Origin of the sequence: Krasilnikovia sp. M28-CT-15 (genome assembly GCF_047159595.1) — a bacterium.
Taxonomy (GTDB): domain Bacteria; phylum Actinomycetota; class Actinomycetes; order Mycobacteriales; family Micromonosporaceae; genus Actinoplanes.
This window is the reverse complement of sequence record NZ_BAAGAK010000001.1, coordinates 414447-429410: the sequence shown is the minus strand read 5'-3', so window position 1 is coordinate 429410 and position 14964 is coordinate 414447. Positions and strand designations below refer to the sequence as shown.

Here is a 14964-nt window from a genome sequence, read left to right as displayed (position 1 = left end):
GAAGCGGAGCCTCACATGCGCCTGTATCGAGCTTGCTGGTGCACGCTGGCCGCGACGGCCCTGCTGGGTTCCGTGCTCGCGGCGCCCGCGTCGGCCGCGGTCACCCGCGTCCGGAAAGGTAGCCCCACGGACGTCAGTCGTAGCTCGTGGTCCGGCCCGGCGTTCGTCATGAACGGCGGCGGTGCCGTGGTGCCCGCGACGATGACCGGGGCGATCGACGAGATCCGCGGCGGCACCGGGTCGCTGGACGTGGTGGTCGTCGCCGCGTCCGGGACCGGAACCCCCGAATGCGACGTCATCATCACGCTGACCGGTACCAATTCCTGCACCACGCTGACGCTCAGCGCGGCGGCCGACGGCAACGACACCCGGGCGAACGCCGACATCCGCAACGCCGAGTTCGTCTATTTCGCGGGCGGGGACCAGTGCCGGTACGCGGCCTGGCGCGACACCGCCCTGGAATCCGCGGTGGAGTCCGTCGTCGCCAAGGGCGGCGGGGCCGGGGGCGGCAGCGCGGGAATGCACGTCAACAGCGACATCGTGTACGACGCATGCGGGGGCAGCGCCACGTCGGCCACCGCGCTGGCCGACCCGTACGGCCCGGACATGACGTTCACGTACGGGATGTTCGCCTGGCCGGACTATCGCAACACCGTCAACGACTCGCATTTCGTCACCCGCGACCGGATGGGGCGCACCATGGCGTTCGTCGCGCGCGCGGTGCAGGACGGCCGGACGACCGGCGGCGCGGCGTGGGGGGTCGGCGTCGAGGAGGGCGGCTCGCTGCACGTCGACCGTGACGGGCTGGCCACGGTGGTGGCGCGGAACGTGTACGTGGTGCTGGCTGACCATCCGCCCGAGCGGGTCCAGCCGGGACGCCCGCTCAGCTATCAGGGTTTCAAGATCTGGAAACTGGCGCCGGGTTCGACGTTCGACTTCCGGCACCGGCCCACCTGTGGCTACTACCTGCGCGACGTCGTCGATGGGGTGCCCCGCGGCGACCTGTACGACGGCGCCCCGGCGGCCTCCTGCGGCGGCGCCGCGTTCACCGAGAGCGAGCCGAACGACTCCCGGGCGACCGCCGACGGCATCGGCCCCGGAGGTGCCGGTACGGTCCACGCCGGACTGGAGAGCCACCGTGTTTCGGGGGGCTGCGACTATACCTGCACCGTGACGAAGCGTTAGGTCGCGTGCCGTCTACGCTGGCCGCATGACGGAGCGGGTGGGGGTGGCGGCGGTCATTCGCGCCCGGCTGGGCGAGTGCAGCCCGGGTGAGCGCAAGGTGGGCCGGGCGCTGCTCGCGACGTACCCGGCGGCCGGGCTGGAGACGGTCGCGGCGCTGGCCGACCGGGCCGGGGTGAGCGCGCCGACCGTGCTGCGCTTCCTGTCCCGGCTGGGTTTCGGCGGCTTCCCGGAGTTCCAGCGGGTGCTGCGCGAGGAGCTCGCCGAGCGGGAGATCTCGCCGCTGGCGGCGTACGCGGCGACGCCGGGAGCGACGTCCAGCCCGCTCTCGCGTGCCGCCGAGGTGCTGCCCGGGGCGGTCGCGGGGACCCTCACCGACCTGCCCGAGGCGGAGCTGCAGCGCGCGGTGCGGCTGCTGGCCAACCGGCAGCTGCGGGTGACCGCGGCGGGCGGCCGGTTCTCCGCCCTGCTCGCGCAGTACCTGGTCTTTCATCTCATGCAGCTGCGTGGCACCAGCCGCCTGCTGCCCGCTGGTCCGGTGGAGCGGGTCGACGCGCTGGTCGACGTGGGGCGCCGCGACCTGTTCGTGCTGTTCGACTTCCGGCGCTACGAGGCGTCGACGCTGGAGCTGGCGCGCACGGTCAAGCACCGCGGTGCACGGGTGATCCTGTGTACGGACCGGTGGCTGTCCCCGATCGCCGGCCTCGCCGAGGTGGTGTTGCCGAGCCGGGTCGACTCACCGTCGCTGTACGACAGTTTCGTGCCCGCCCTGGCGCTGCTCGAGGCCCTTGTCGCCGGGGTGATCGACGAGCTGGGCGCCGTGGCGCAGAGCCGCCTGGCCGCCATCGAGGCGGCCGGCCAGCCCTACCTCTAGCCGTTACATGGATCTGTAACTTCACATCATCCGTAACGTGCGTTACAGTCGCCGGGACACCACGAGGTGACCCGGGGAGGGCCCGCTCATGCGCCTCAGATACGTAGCGCCGTCAGTCACGGCGATAGCCGTTCTCCTTGCCGCCGGATGCGGCTCCACCACCGACAGCGGCGTGGCCGCCGCCCCGGCCAAGAACGTGACCGTGACCGTAGAGGGCGCGGGCCCGGTCACCACGGACCCGCGACTCGCGTCCACCGTGCCCGGCGACGTCCGCGCCAAAGGCACCGTCACCGTCGCCACCAACGCGCCCTATCAGCCCTTCATCGACTTCGCCGCCGAGGGCCGCACGGACGCGTTCAAGGGCCTGGACCTCGACCTGCTCACGGCCGCGTCCGCCAAGCTCGGCCTGGCCACCACCTTCTCCCAGCAGCCGTTCGACGGGCTGATCCCCGGCCTGCAGGCCGCCAAGTACGACGCCATCGCGGGCGGCATCACGGACAAGAAGGAACGGCACCAGGTCGCTACGTTCGTCGACTACTCCGCCTCCGGCACCGGCTTCCTGGTCCGCACGGGCAACCCGCAGGGCATCAAGACGGTCGCCGACCTGTGCGGCCGGAAGGTTGCGGCGCAGAAGGCCAGCAACCAGGCCAAACACCTGGCCGAGTACAGCGCCCAGAGTTGCGCCGCCCGCCCCATCGCGGTGCAGGAATACCCGGAGAACCCGCAGGCGGTGCAGGCGCTGCTGGCCGGCAACGCCGACGCGGTAGCCGCGACCCAGGTCAATCTCACCGACATCACCGCCGGGCTGAGCGGCAAGGCGGAACTCGTTCAGGATCCCGGCCAGCCCAACGGCTGGCGGGCAAGCCCGAACGGCTTCGGCTTCCTCAAGTCGCGCAAGGACCTCGCCGAGGCGTACCGGGCGGCGTTGCAGGCCCTGGTCGACGACGGCACCTACGCCAAGATCCTGGCGCACTACCAGCAGCAGCCGATCGCCCTGACGACCATCACCGTGGACCAGGCGATCGACTGACCACCCGCACACCGACCGCGACCGCCGGGCGCGGCGCCACGATTTCCGATTGAGGGCGGACCGTGGCCGTGCCCGGCGGTTGCCCCTCCGCGAAGGGATAGCCATGGAGATCACGAGTGCGCGGGCCGTGCCGGTACGCCACTACGGCCGCTGGGTGACCGCGGCGGTGCTGTTCGCGATCGCGGCCCTGTTCCTCGACACGCTGCTGCGCAGCCCCAACCTGGAACCGGCGACAATCGGCAGCTACCTGTTCAAGGACTACGTGCTGCGCGGCGTCGGCGTCACCCTGGCGCTCACCGGTGTCGCGATGGTCCTCGGCACCATCGGGGCGATCGTACTGGCCGTCCTGCGCCTGTCGGCCAACCCGGTGCTGCGCGGCTTCGCGTGGAGTTTCATCTGGTTCTTCCGGGGCACTCCCCTGCTCGTACAGATCATCTTCTGGGGTTTCCTCGGCGCCCTGTTCCCTCGCATCACCGTGGCGCTGCCCGGCCTGGGCGCGGTGTTCGACCAGCCCACCAGCGTCGTCATCTCCGGAACTACGGCGGCGGTCCTGGCACTGTCGCTCAACGAGATGGCGTACGCTGCCGAGATCGTCCGGGGTGGGCTGCTCGCCGTCGACCGTGGACAGACCGAAGCCGCACACGCCCTCGGCATGCCACCCGGGCTGACCCTACGGCGCATCGTGCTGCCGCAGGCGATGCGGGTCATCATCCCGCCGATGGGCAACGAGACCATCACCATGCTGAAGTCGACCGCCCTGGTCTCGGTCATCGCCGGCCGGGACCTCATGACCGTCGTGCAGGGCGTCTACGGCGGCAACTACAAGGTCATCCCGCTGCTGGCCGTCGCGGCGCTGTGGTACCTCGCCCTGGTCAGCGTGCTGTCGGTCGGGCAGTACTTCGTCGAACGCCGCTTCGGGCGGGGCGTGAACAACCCACGGGAGGGCTTGCGGTGACCACCGCGATGGTGCACGCCACCGGCGTGCGCAAACGCTTCGGCGTTCACGAGGTCCTGCGCGGCGTCGACCTCAGCGTCGCCGCCGGCCAGGTCTGCTGCCTGCTCGGGCCCTCCGGCTCCGGCAAGTCGACGTTCCTGCGCTGCATCAACCACCTGGAAACCCTTGACGGCGGCACGCTGACGGTGGACGGAACCCCGGTCGGCTACCGACAGCACGGCGGGCGACTGTACGCGCTGCGCCCGCGCGAGGTGGCGGCCCGGCGGCGCGAGATCGGCATGGTCTTCCAGCGGTTCAATCTCTTCGGGCACCTGAGCGTGCTGCGGAACATCACCGAGGCCCCCGTACGTGTGCTGCGCGAACCGGTGGCACAGGCCCGCGAACAGGCGGCCGCACTGCTGGAACGCGTCGGCCTGGCCGACAAGGCCGCGGCCTACCCGGCCCAGCTCTCCGGCGGGCAGCAGCAGCGGGTGGCCATCGCCCGCGCCCTGGCGATGCGCCCCAAGCTGATGCTGTTCGACGAGCCGACCTCCGCGCTGGACCCGGAACTCGTCGGCGAGGTCCTCGATGTCATGCGAGACCTGGCCGCCGACGGGATGACCATGATCGTGGTGACGCACGAGGTGGGCTTCGCCAGCCAGGTGGCCGACCAGGTGGTGTTCCTCGACGGCGGTACGGTGGTGGAGACCGGGACACCAGCCGAGGTCCTCGGCAACCCCCGCAGCGAACGTACCCGCGCGTTCCTGTCGAAGGTCCTGTGAACCTGCGCGACGCGGCGTGGCAGCGCCAACCCGCGTACCTGCAACGGCTGGGCCGGATGGTGAACATCGACTCGGGCAGCCGCGACGTGACGGGCCTGCACCGGGTCGCCGACCTGCTGGCGGCCTGGACCGACAAGGCCGGGCTGGAGACCCGTCGCATCCCCGTGCACGACGCCGCGGGCGCCCCGCTCGGCGACGCCGTCCTCGCCCGCATCCGGGGCACCGGCACGCGGCGGGTCCTGCTCGCCGGGCACCTCGACACGGTGTTCCCGACCGGCACCGCGGCCGCCCGTCCGTTCCGGGTGGACGAGGGCCGCGCGTATGGTCCCGGGGTGTGCGACGACAAGGGCGGCGTGCTGGCCGGGCTGGCCGCGATCGAGAGTCTCCTGCTGTGCGGCCGGACCTCCTTCGGCGAACTCGTCCTGCTCGCCACGCCGGATGAGGAGATCGGCTCGGTGGGCAGCCGAACGCTGCTCGACCGCCTCGCCCGCGAGACGGACGTCGCCCTGTGCCTGGAATGCGCCCGGGAGAACGGCGATCTGGTGTCGGCCCGCAAGGGCGTCGCCGACATCGAGGTGACCCTGCACGGGCGTGCCGCGCATGCCGGCATCGAGCCGGAACGCGGCGCCCACGCGGCGCTCGCGGCCGCCCGCCTGACGATCGCCCTGCAGGAACTCAACGGCCGCTGGCCCTCGGTCACCGTCAACGTCGGGGTCCTGCAGGCCGGAGAGCGCGCCAACGTGGTGCCCGAGCAGGCCACGCTCGTGGTCGACCTGCGTGCCGACCGGACCGACGCGTTCGAGCAGGCGCTCGCGGCGATCACCGCGGCAGCCCATGAGCCCCGCGTACCCGGCGTCTCGGCGGTCGTGTCGGTGATCGCGCCGACCCCGCCGTGGGAGGGCGCAGCCGGCACCGACGAGCTGATGAAGCTCGCCGCGCAGGTGGGGGCCGAACTCGACGTTCCGGTGCAGGCCGCCGCGACCGGCGGGTGCGCGGACGCCAACCTGCTGGCCGCCGCCGGCGTCCCCGTGCTCGACGGGCTCGGACCGGTCGGCGGCGACGACCACGGTGCCGCCGAGTGGCTGGACGTGGCTTCGGTGGCGCCCCGGGTCGCCCTGCTCGCCGGGCTGGTGGACGCCGTCGCCTCGTGATCGGGGCGGGTTTCCGGGCGAGCGCCCGGGAACCCGTCCCCTTGGGTTCACGCCCCGTGGATGCTCACCCGCAGCCCGCGGTACGTCGCCGCACTGCCCACCCCGTAGGCGGTGAACCGCTGGTCGCGGCGCAGGTCCACCACGAACGCGGGGTGCTGCTCGCTCGTGCGGCCCGCCGCGGTACGGCAGTCGCGTCGCCCGGCCAGATCCCCGGCGAGGGTCGACAACACCTCCCGGCCGAAGACGTCGGCCACCGCGGCCGGGCATCCCGGCGCGGTGCCCCGGTAGACGGGCTTGCCGGTCCTCAGGCGCCACACCCGCGCGTCATAGCCGTCGCCGTCGCTCAACCGGGTCCACCGCACGCCGCTGATCGACCAGCCGTCCTCACCCGTGCGCGCCTCGGCGCGGCGCAGGTCGAGCACATGGACACCGGAGGCGCCGAGAACCCGCATCGACTCGTGCCGCCCGCCGACCCCGGTCACCTCCAGCGCGGTGTCCTGGTCGAGTCCGAAGACGCGGTCGTGGCCGGTGTCCGCCGCGAGGCGCGCCGAGCGGCCCCACCGTCCCCGGTGCGAGAAGTGGGTGTCCAGCAACCCGGCCTGGAAGAACCCGAACCCGCCGTCCGGCAGGTAGCCGAGCTTGGTGGCGTCGTCGAAGTAGCCCGGCGCGCTTCCGTCGCGCAGTCCCTCGTAGGACTCGCCGCCGGAGACCATGTCTCGTCCTGCCTGGATCTGCGCGCCGGCGCTGGTACCGGCGACCACCGCTCCGGCGTGCAGGCGGGCACGGATCGCCGCCAGGGCGGCCGAGTCCGCACCGCCGGCCCGTTTCATCGTGGTCACGTACCGGTACTGGTCGCCGCCGCCGAAGAAGAAGCCGCTGAGTCGGTTGATCTGCGCGACCACGGCCGGGTCGTCGGCGGCAGCCACATGGTCCAGGTCGATCGGGATCCATTCGGCCTGTGCGCCGTAGCGCTGGAACAGGGCGGCGTAGTAGTCACCGTTGCAGACGCTGTTGTTGCAGTCGGGGGTGCCGGCGTCGGGATCCTCGGCGGGCACCGACGCGGCCGCGGTGACGATGCCGATCCGGGCCCGGCCCGAGCCACCAGCCAGCCGGACGATGTCGTCATAGACGGCCGCGTTGTCGTCGGACAGGCCACCGCCGACGAGGACCAGACTGCCGCCCGGCCGGCGCGCGGCATGGGCTTGATCGGGCACCGCCATCGGTCCGATCGCGACGGTCGCGGCGCACAGCAGGGCCGGGACCACGCGCAGGGATGAAAGTCGTGCGGACACGTTGCTCCTCACCATTCGTGAGGGCGAACCGTGCACCCGCCAGAGTATCCCGTGCCGAGCAGACGTCAATACCTCGAATCGACATTCCGATCCCTGACCTGAACAGCGCGACCGTGAACGCAAATTGTCGGTGCGCGAGAAATGAGATGAACAGGAGAACCCGCTCAGATCTCACCGTCAACGCGCCTCGCCAAACCGAATAGTGATGCCCCCATCACCGTAAGTTGCGACGATGTGTTCACGTGAACATAGCTGTTCACGCACTGTAGCGATGCGCCCCGTCGGACTCCCTCCGGGGCTGCGCCATTGATGATGGCAATTGCTAAAACCGTGTTTCGCGTCCAGGATGATTGGCGGGGGTCGGCCTCCTGAGCGACACCGTTCACGGCTGACGGCTTTCGCCCTCGCTTCGAGATAAGGAGACATTCATGCCCAGAGCCTCCGCCGCGCGACATCGCCGGCTCGTACTGTTAATCGCATTGTCGGTAGCGTTTTTCGCGGCGTCCATTGGGCCGCTGACGAAACTCGCCCACGCGTCCGCGCTGGGCTGCGGCGCCGCGAAGGGCGCCTACGTGTTCGTCCGGCCCAGCGGGGCGAACGGCCTGGGCCACGTGGGCTGGGGATACCGGACCACCTGCGGCGACAGCTACTCCTTCGGCTCGGTGGAGAATCCCAACGGCAAGCCGCACATCAACGCCGGCGCCGACAACGGCTTCTGGCGCCAGAACGGCACCGAGTCACAAATGCTCAGCGCGATGAGGTCCCGCGGCTACCTTTCCTACAAGATGACTACCGCCTCGAGTACACGGTTCGACCCTGACCCGGCCGACACGGTGGCGGCCGCCGCGGCCGGGCGGGGTTACGACGTCATCGGCAACAACTGCGCCGACACCGTGTGGGACGTCCTGCATGCCTACGGTGTCCCGGACCTGCCTTACCTTCAACTCCATCCGGCGCCCAACAACTGGTACGGCGGCCTGGGCCACACCACGCACGTCGACTGGTCCGCATCGACCGCACTGTGACTCGGGCTTTCGCAGGGGGCATGGGCGGAGATCCCGCGGGTGGAGTGTGACCTCGTGGAACGAGCTGACCGATCAGCTCGCGGCGCGCCTACCCAGCTTCGCGGAGGATGCCGTCATCCTCGAGGCCAGCGGGCGACTATGTTGATGGACTTTCATCCATTCCACTGAATCCTGCGCACCGGGCTGGCCGCCACCATCAGCGGATCTCGGCCGTGGACCCCAGCCCGTACGCGATTAGCCCGTGTCAGTTGGTGCGCGCACAGCCGGCCCGGCGGCCGCGAGGAGCACGACCCCGTTCGGTCGTCGTCGGTGGTGATCCGCGGCGGTGTCCTGGCGTACCTTCTCTGGCGATCTTCGATCAGCCTGAACGCTACGTGCGCCCTCGTAGAAAATCTGTGCGCGAGTTAGTAGACATTCTGGCTGTCACCGGTTATGGTTTCTCGGGTTGAGAGCGAAGGAACGACAAAGACGCAGACGAAACCGCCCCACCGAGGCGAAGGAGCAGGGCCAGAAGTTCCACGGCCCCGCCCGGCACGAAAAGCACCACGCAGGTGAACGACAGCACCACCAGCACCTCGTAGTTGAAGGGGAAGTTCAGTACGGCAGTACCCCGGGGTGAGACATGCTCCGGGCGCACCGAACGTGGCGGGGCCGAGGTCAGGTTCAGGGTTCCGCTGCTGGCAGTAACCGTTCCGTCGTACGTGTCCGGGGCCACGAAGTCGCGTGGGGTTCCGACACCGGCGGACAGCACGTAGCAGTAGAGGAAGTCAGAGGAAAGGGAGGGCCGCACACCGTTGGATCGCCCGCTGCCGGCCGCATCGACTGGGCTGGGCGCGGACACCGCAGTTTCCATCGAACGAGAGGTGGTCTCCGGTCACGCTTATGCGATCCCCGCACCCGAAACCCGAACACCGGGCCGGTGCGGATACGACAAGCCGACGACTCGTCGGTAGATGGTGTTTCTGACCCGTAACCCTTGGGCCCCGGCGCTACGGCGCCGGGGCCCTCGTGATGGAAGGTGTACATGGCCCAACCGGATGACATGCTGGACGACGAGGACTACCCCGCCTACACGATGGGCCGCGCCGCGGAGATCGTCGGCTGCGCCCCGGAGTTTCTGCGCCGGCTCGGCGAGGCGAAACTGATCGACCCGTACCGCTCCGGCGGCGGGCACCGCCGCTACTCCCGCTACCAACTGCGGCTTGCCGCCCGCGCTCGCGAGATGTGCGACCAGGGCACCGACATGGCGTCCGCCGTACGGATCATCATCCTCGAAGACCAACTCGAGGAAGCCCTGCGGCACAACCAAACCCAGCAACCCCGCTGACACACCCGCCCGGCGACAGCGGGCGGAAACGACCGCCACGGTCCCTCCCGTCAGGGCAGGGGCCGTCCGTCGTCACCCGACGCTGGGGCCGTGCCCCCACTTCACCGGTCGTGCCCGGCCGGCTCCGCCACCCTGCTCTGCCGAAGCGGAACGCTCCGGATCGAGCGACCCCTGGCAGGCGCGAGTAGTCTGCCGGTAGATCACCGCGGTCGTCGGGGCGCGACCGGATTCGTCAGACAGGTGCCCTCCCAGGCAGGTGTTCTCGATGATCGACAGGGTCTCCAGCAGATCGTTGGTTCAACTGTCCCCGGGTCCTCGGGGTGTTGTCGTCCCCCGCCCGCGGTGACTGTTGCCCGGGATGGGCTGGCCACCAGAATCGCTCGCCGAGCAGTAGGGCGCTGGCGGGTACGAGCAGTGTGCGGACCAGCAGGGTGTCGAGCAGGACGCCGATGCCGACGATGACGCCGATCTGGGTTAGCGCGATGACCGGCAGGACTCCGAGGACGGTGAAGACGGCGGCGAGCAGGATGCCGGCCGAGGTGATGACGCCACCGGTCGTGCCGAGAGCGCGGATCGTCGCGCTGCGCGTGTCGCGGCGTGCGATGGTTTCCTCGCGGGCGCGGGTGATCAGAAAGATGTTGTAGTCGACGCCCAGCGCGACGAGGAACAGGAAGCTGAGCAGGGGCACGCCGGCGTCCGGGGCGGGGAGGTCGAGCAGGTGGGTCAGGACGACGGTCGCGGCGCCGAGGCTCGCGGCGTAGCTGGCGATGACGGTCAGCAGGAGCAGCACCGGCGCGGGCAGGGAGCGCAGTAGCAGGATGAGTACCAGCAGGACGACGGTCAGGACCATCGGAACGATGACCTTGTCGTCGCGTACGTTTGCCTCGCGGTGGTCCAGGTCCGCCGCGGGCGCCCCGCCGACGAGGGCGTCGGCACCGGCCGCGGCGCCAGCGCGCTCAAGCCGGGATCAGAATCAGGCTATCCGGGAATGGGCCGCCAAGAACGGCTACGAGGTGTCCGAGCGAGGTCGCATCCCCAGCGCCGTCGTCGAGGCGTTCCACGCCAAGCGGTAACCCCGTTACCCTCCGCCATATTCGTCGGCCCCGCCCTCGTCTGGGGTCAACACCAGGGCCAACGAATGCCGTAGCCGCTCCCAACCTGGTCTGCGGCTGCGGTGAGCCTCACGCAGTGTCGCGGCAGAAGCGTGCACCTGATCAAGCTTTGGGCGACGTGACCTCTGCGAGGACTTGGTGCATCCGGTCGACCGGCAGGGCCGGATTGGCCGCCGCGTGTTCAACCAGGTCCGGGTCGTCGAGCAGCGCGACGATGCGGGCTGCTGGCAGGCGCGGGCAGGCGGCCATCGACTGTCGAACGGTGATGTCCGGATCAGAGCACAACCGCTCCACGAGTTCCGGTCCGGCATGCGGATCCAATGTAACCAGCCTGCGTACGACCGGGTCAGTGTGGTCGGCGAATGCGGCCAGCCCTTCGGTCGGGAATCCCGGGAGTTCGGGGAGCGACTCGCGGCCGCAACCTTGGTATTCCAGGAGGCAGCGCAGAAGCAGCGCCGGTGGGGCGTCCGGATGATGTCGGGCGAGCAGAACCCGTACGCCGAGGTCGGAATCGTCGGCGAGGAGGGTGACCAGGTCCGCGGGCAGGTCGGGGTTGCGGGCCGCCCGTCGGCGTAGCAGCGGGTTGACTGAACGGGCCCATCGTGACGCATCGGCAAGCGTGGGCGCCCGTTCATCGACGAGACCATGGTCGTTGCCCCGGCAAACCCGGCGGGAACCGTAGTGGCCGTGACCGTCGACCGTGGTGACGTCGATGTCGATGCGGGCCCGTTCCTGCTCGCTCAGACCCGGATGGACCGAGACCGCAGTACGGACCTCGACGGCGGCATCGGCGGCGAGTTCGAGCAGCTGCTCGTGGGTCAGATCGACACGTCCGGTGAGCCGGCGGCGAACGTCAACGGCAGGGTGGCGCAGCAGTGCCCGGACCACATCCGCCGGGGTGCTCGGGTTCGGACCCACGAAGTACAAGGCAGACTCGTCGCCGCTGGCGACGACCTGGTCGACGAGGGCCCGCGACAGCGGTCGCTGAAGTACGGCCCAGAATCCATGGCAGTGGCGATCGGGCAGGTCCGCGGGCTGCATGGCCCGCTGATCCTCCGCGATGGCCGCGGCGATGACCGCGCGGATCTCCGGAACCGGGTCGGTCATCAGAGCTCCGCGTGAGAGATCGTCGAGCTGCTGGGGAACCGCGGCTGCGTGCCGGCGCACCCGCGGGTCTGAGTGTGCTGCGGCCAGCCGGTAGACGCGCCCGTCGAACCGCGTGGCCGTCAATAGCTCGCCGTACAGCTCCGGGATACTCAGCATCGATTCCGGCTCGGCCGGCGAGTCCTCGATCCTCGTCAGAAGTGCCGTCAGTACATCGTCGGAGACAGCCTGCTGCCCGGGGCTGCCGAACGCCCGTGCCGTCACCCGCCAGTCAGGGTCAGACAGCAGCCGCCCACGGATCTCCGGATCAATGTCGGGATGCTCGGCCAACGTGCCGCGGACCACGCGCGACGGATGGTTGACCATCACGCACTGCACAGGCCGCGATAGATTGTGGCGGTTCTTCAACCCCCGGCAGGCAACCGACGGCGCCACCCGCAGCAGATACCGCAGCACGTCCAGCGGTGCCGCCGGGTTCCTCGCCAACCCCTGGACGAGAAGATCAGCTGACCGTGATTGACTGCCCGCCGCGCCGTTGATCACCGGTTGCACACTAATGCCGGCCCACGCCTTCGCGCCAACCGCTCATCGGCTACTTGTTTACTGGCAGCACGACCGCAGCCCGGCCAGGCTTTGGTCGAGGTTGAGGAGGAACTGTTGCCGCCGCATGCCGACGCGGTCCTGTCCGGGCTGCGGTCCTCGCCGCTGTACGCAAGTTCAACAGGGGTATGTGTCCAACTGGCTGCACCTGGAGGGAACCAGGAAGGTCGCTGACTACCTCCGTAGCATGGGAGCCGACGATCTTCAGAATGCGTGGCCACAACTGATGTCAATGAAAAAAGCCCTGGCAACACGTTTCCTGCCGACCTGGGGGCCGTGGTGCAAGGGACGGTCGCGAGCGGGAGCGGCCGGCGCTCGTTGTGGTTCACGATGATGAGAACGAGTGGATCGTCCAGGACGGCATGTCCGATCCCTGTGCGCCCGGGGCATCAATCATCTGTCACATCTTGCATCTGACAGAGGCGGATCCCGCGGTCGCAAGCGTGGCGAGCCTGCCGATGGGACACGTTGCATGGCGAAAGGCGGCAGATGATCCGTGGACCATCGAACCCTGGTCGCATGAGGACGAATAGCGGCCTCGACAACTGATCCTGCAGCGCCCGTGGGGTTTGGCAGCTGAAATTCCGCCCGGATCCCGTCGTCGGTGCGGCCGCGGCCACCCGATTCTGACTAACGGTGTGAATCGCTCCGCTGGTTGCGCCAGCGCGCCGCGATGCGTTCCATGATCGGTGTTTGGCGCACGGTGGTCAGCTCAAGCAGTTCTGGGCGTGGCGCGGTGAGCGAGCGCGGCGCCCCGAACTGTGCCACCTCGCCGCCGACCCGCTGCACCAGCTCATCAGCGGCGGGGCGACCGTCCGCGCTGCCCCACCACTCGGCCCACGGATTCTCTTCCCAGTACGCGATTACGGGGCTGGGTCTTCCCAGCGTCGAACGGGCCAGCCAGGCGAACGGGGTGACGGCAAGGCACACCAGCCAGGACAGCAGGTACCAGATCAGGAACGGCGACATCAGCAGCAGCAAGGCTGTCGCGTACACGCCGACGACGAGCCCGACGATGCTGTCGTCGGGCCAGCCCTCGGGCCACCACTCCACCACCCACCGGGGTAGCCGCGGGCGCCAGGCGAGTCGGCGGCGGAACACCCGCCACTGTCGGCCGTCTGCAGCTTGCATGTTCATCGCATTCACCCAGCCTTGAGGGCGTCGAAGTCGCCGTCCCTGCGGTGCCGCATCATGACCGTGCCAGCGGACAACATCTCGAATCCTTCGACGCACATCTGCACCTGCTCCACCGCCAGCTTCACGCCGTCGACGACCAGGTCGTACAGCGTCTCCGGTGATCCGGTGCGATTCGTGCCGGTCTTCCGGGCGAACCCACGCGCGCGACAGCAACTCCACCGAGGTCACTCAGCGGGAGCGATCCTCATCGACGGGAAGTGGCCGTCGAGAGTGGCGGTCAGGCGCACGCCGCCGATAACCGTGGTGGCGTCGCGGTCGACGTTCTCGGCGGCCCAGGCCGCCGTACGCTTGGCCACGTCGGGCTGTTCGACGATCGCCAATTCCGCGATGCCGCCGGCCAGCGTCCGGCAGAGCGGGGTTCCGAGCGGCAGGCGGCACTCCGCCTCCACCGCCTTGACCTTGGCCTCGCCGTCGTGCCAGAGCATGACCGAAGCGGTGACACCCTCCGGGGCGTCACAGGAGGTGAAGTAGATGCCCGCCGGGTCGGGGGTCTGCCCCAACTGCTTCGTGTTACAGGTAAATTTCGCCCGTTTCGCGAAGTCCTTGGTGATGTGGCTGACCGTCAGTCTGGTCAGGTACTGGTCGGACCCGCTCGGGACCTTCTCGGGAATGGGGGGCAGCGCGGTGGGCCCGATCGGATCTGGCGCTGCGAACTTGGCGGCGGCCCGACCGCCGACAAGCCCACCGACGGTGCCGAGGCAACTGCCGAGGACGATGCAAAGCGTCACGGCGAGCACCATGATGGCCTTTCGCGGCCTTGCCGGCGTCCCCGGCGCCTCGGCCTCAGCGTTCACCATGCGATCTTCTCCCCGATGGCCAGACGCAGCGACCTTCGGTCGCCGATGCCCGAATCGTCGTCGAGATGGTATTCGTAATTGGCGATCGCCGCGCTGACGTTCCTGCGCTCGGCGACATGCTTGACGAGCCAGGCGTCGACCTCGCCGGCGCCCTCACGGTCCTGGGCGAAGGGCACACCGGCGACCCAGCGCAGCAGCGCCACGGCGCCCGCACTCGGCTCGGCATCCGCGCGGGTCACCACGGTGGCAGTCAACCGGCTGATCCCGCCGTCGGCGCTCGCCACTCTGACGGTGTACACGTTCTCGCCGACATACAGCGCGCATCCGTCGGACCTGGCAGGTCCGTCGCAATCGAAGCCGCGCTTCTTGAGCGCGGCGAGCATGTCGCCGGCTCTCAGGTGCGGGATGCAATGGAAGGTGGAGCCCTCGGCGCACGGACCCATGCCGGCTTCGGCGTCCCGAAGACCGCCGCGGTACAGAAACATCGTGACCCCGGCGATGATCGCCGCGACGACGACGGCGGCGAGCCCGGCCAGCAACGCTCTACGCACGATCAC

14 protein-coding genes and 2 pseudogenes are annotated in these 14964 nt (G+C 69.6%); 9 read left to right on the top strand and 7 right to left on the bottom strand.

Annotation, left to right across the window (positions count from 1 at the left end; genetic code table 11):
* Nucleotides 1-15: 15 nt before the first annotated feature.
* From ACMCNO_RS02065 to ACMCNO_RS02040, 6 genes are all read left to right on the top strand, one after another.
* Entirely contained in the window at nt 16-1185 is a 1170-nt protein-coding gene (locus ACMCNO_RS02065) for a hypothetical protein (RefSeq protein ID WP_412747734.1), read from the top strand.
* A 25-nt stretch (nt 1186-1210) separates the two neighbouring features.
* Nucleotides 1211-2056 (top strand): MurR/RpiR family transcriptional regulator, encoded by an 846-nt coding sequence (locus ACMCNO_RS02060; protein ID WP_412747733.1) that lies wholly within the window; start codon nt 1211-1213, stop codon nt 2054-2056.
* A gap of 88 nt (nt 2057-2144) precedes the next feature.
* A complete protein-coding gene (locus tag ACMCNO_RS02055; RefSeq protein ID WP_412747732.1) occupies nt 2145-3086 on the top strand; it encodes a transporter substrate-binding domain-containing protein in 942 nt (313 codons plus the stop codon).
* 103 nt (nt 3087-3189) lie between these two features.
* Nucleotides 3190-4041 (top strand): amino acid ABC transporter permease, encoded by an 852-nt coding sequence (locus ACMCNO_RS02050; RefSeq protein ID WP_412747731.1) that lies wholly within the window; start codon nt 3190-3192, stop codon nt 4039-4041.
* Nucleotides 4042-4049: 8 nt separating this feature from the next.
* A complete protein-coding gene (locus tag ACMCNO_RS02045) occupies nt 4050-4802 on the top strand; it encodes an amino acid ABC transporter ATP-binding protein (RefSeq protein WP_412753583.1) in 753 nt (250 codons plus the stop codon).
* Nucleotides 4799-5953: a M20 family metallopeptidase gene (locus ACMCNO_RS02040; protein ID WP_412747730.1), complete on the top strand. Its 1155-nt coding sequence runs from the start codon at nt 4799-4801 to the stop codon at nt 5951-5953. The genes ACMCNO_RS02045 and ACMCNO_RS02040 overlap by 4 nt, the downstream gene beginning before the upstream one ends.
* Before the next feature lie 47 nt (nt 5954-6000).
* Here ACMCNO_RS02040 and ACMCNO_RS02035 read toward each other — a convergent pair whose 3' ends face one another.
* Nucleotides 6001-7245: a cyanophycinase gene (locus ACMCNO_RS02035; protein ID WP_412747729.1), complete on the bottom strand. Its 1245-nt coding sequence runs from the start codon at nt 7243-7245 to the stop codon at nt 6001-6003.
* A gap of 479 nt (nt 7246-7724) precedes the next feature.
* On the opposite strand from ACMCNO_RS02035, the gene ACMCNO_RS02030 reads away from it, so the two are divergent.
* Nucleotides 7725-8270, top strand: a complete 546-nt coding sequence (locus ACMCNO_RS02030) for a hypothetical protein (protein ID WP_412747728.1) — start codon at nt 7725-7727, stop codon at nt 8268-8270.
* Between the two features lie 430 nt (nt 8271-8700).
* Here ACMCNO_RS02030 and ACMCNO_RS02025 read toward each other — a convergent pair whose 3' ends face one another.
* Complete coding sequence (locus ACMCNO_RS02025; protein WP_412747727.1) at nt 8701-9123, bottom strand: hypothetical protein; 423 nt, start codon at nt 9121-9123, stop codon at nt 8701-8703.
* Between the two features lie 171 nt (nt 9124-9294).
* Here ACMCNO_RS02025 and ACMCNO_RS02020 point away from each other — a divergent pair, with 171 nt between their 5' ends.
* Nucleotides 9295-9597, top strand: a complete 303-nt coding sequence (locus ACMCNO_RS02020; protein WP_412747726.1) for a MerR family transcriptional regulator — start codon at nt 9295-9297, stop codon at nt 9595-9597.
* 232 nt (nt 9598-9829) lie between these two features.
* On the opposite strand, the pseudogene ACMCNO_RS02015 reads toward ACMCNO_RS02020, so the two are convergent.
* Nucleotides 9830-10525 (bottom strand): annotated as a pseudogene (locus tag ACMCNO_RS02015) (MMPL family transporter); the annotation flags it as partial.
* Nucleotides 10526-10538: 13 nt separating this feature from the next.
* On the opposite strand from ACMCNO_RS02015, the pseudogene ACMCNO_RS02010 reads away from it, so the two are divergent.
* A pseudogene (locus ACMCNO_RS02010) lies at nt 10539-10670 on the top strand (histone-like nucleoid-structuring protein Lsr2); the annotation flags it as partial.
* A gap of 141 nt (nt 10671-10811) precedes the next feature.
* Here the strand turns inward: ACMCNO_RS02010 and ACMCNO_RS02005 are convergent.
* The 4 genes from ACMCNO_RS02005 to ACMCNO_RS01990 all read right to left on the bottom strand — a co-directional run bounded on the left by ACMCNO_RS02005 (nt 10812) and on the right by ACMCNO_RS01990 (nt 14964).
* Nucleotides 10812-12356, bottom strand: coding sequence for a hypothetical protein (locus tag ACMCNO_RS02005; RefSeq protein WP_412747725.1), 1545 nt, complete (start codon nt 12354-12356; stop codon nt 10812-10814).
* A 687-nt stretch (nt 12357-13043) separates the two neighbouring features.
* On the bottom strand, nt 13044-13550 hold the full coding sequence (locus ACMCNO_RS02000) for a hypothetical protein (protein ID WP_412747724.1): 507 nt from the start codon (nt 13548-13550) through the stop codon (nt 13044-13046).
* A 224-nt stretch (nt 13551-13774) separates the two neighbouring features.
* Nucleotides 13775-14407 (bottom strand): hypothetical protein, encoded by a 633-nt coding sequence (locus tag ACMCNO_RS01995; protein ID WP_412747723.1) that lies wholly within the window; start codon nt 14405-14407, stop codon nt 13775-13777.
* A complete protein-coding gene (locus ACMCNO_RS01990; protein WP_412747722.1) occupies nt 14401-14964 on the bottom strand; it encodes a hypothetical protein in 564 nt (187 codons plus the stop codon). The genes ACMCNO_RS01995 and ACMCNO_RS01990 overlap by 7 nt, the downstream gene beginning before the upstream one ends.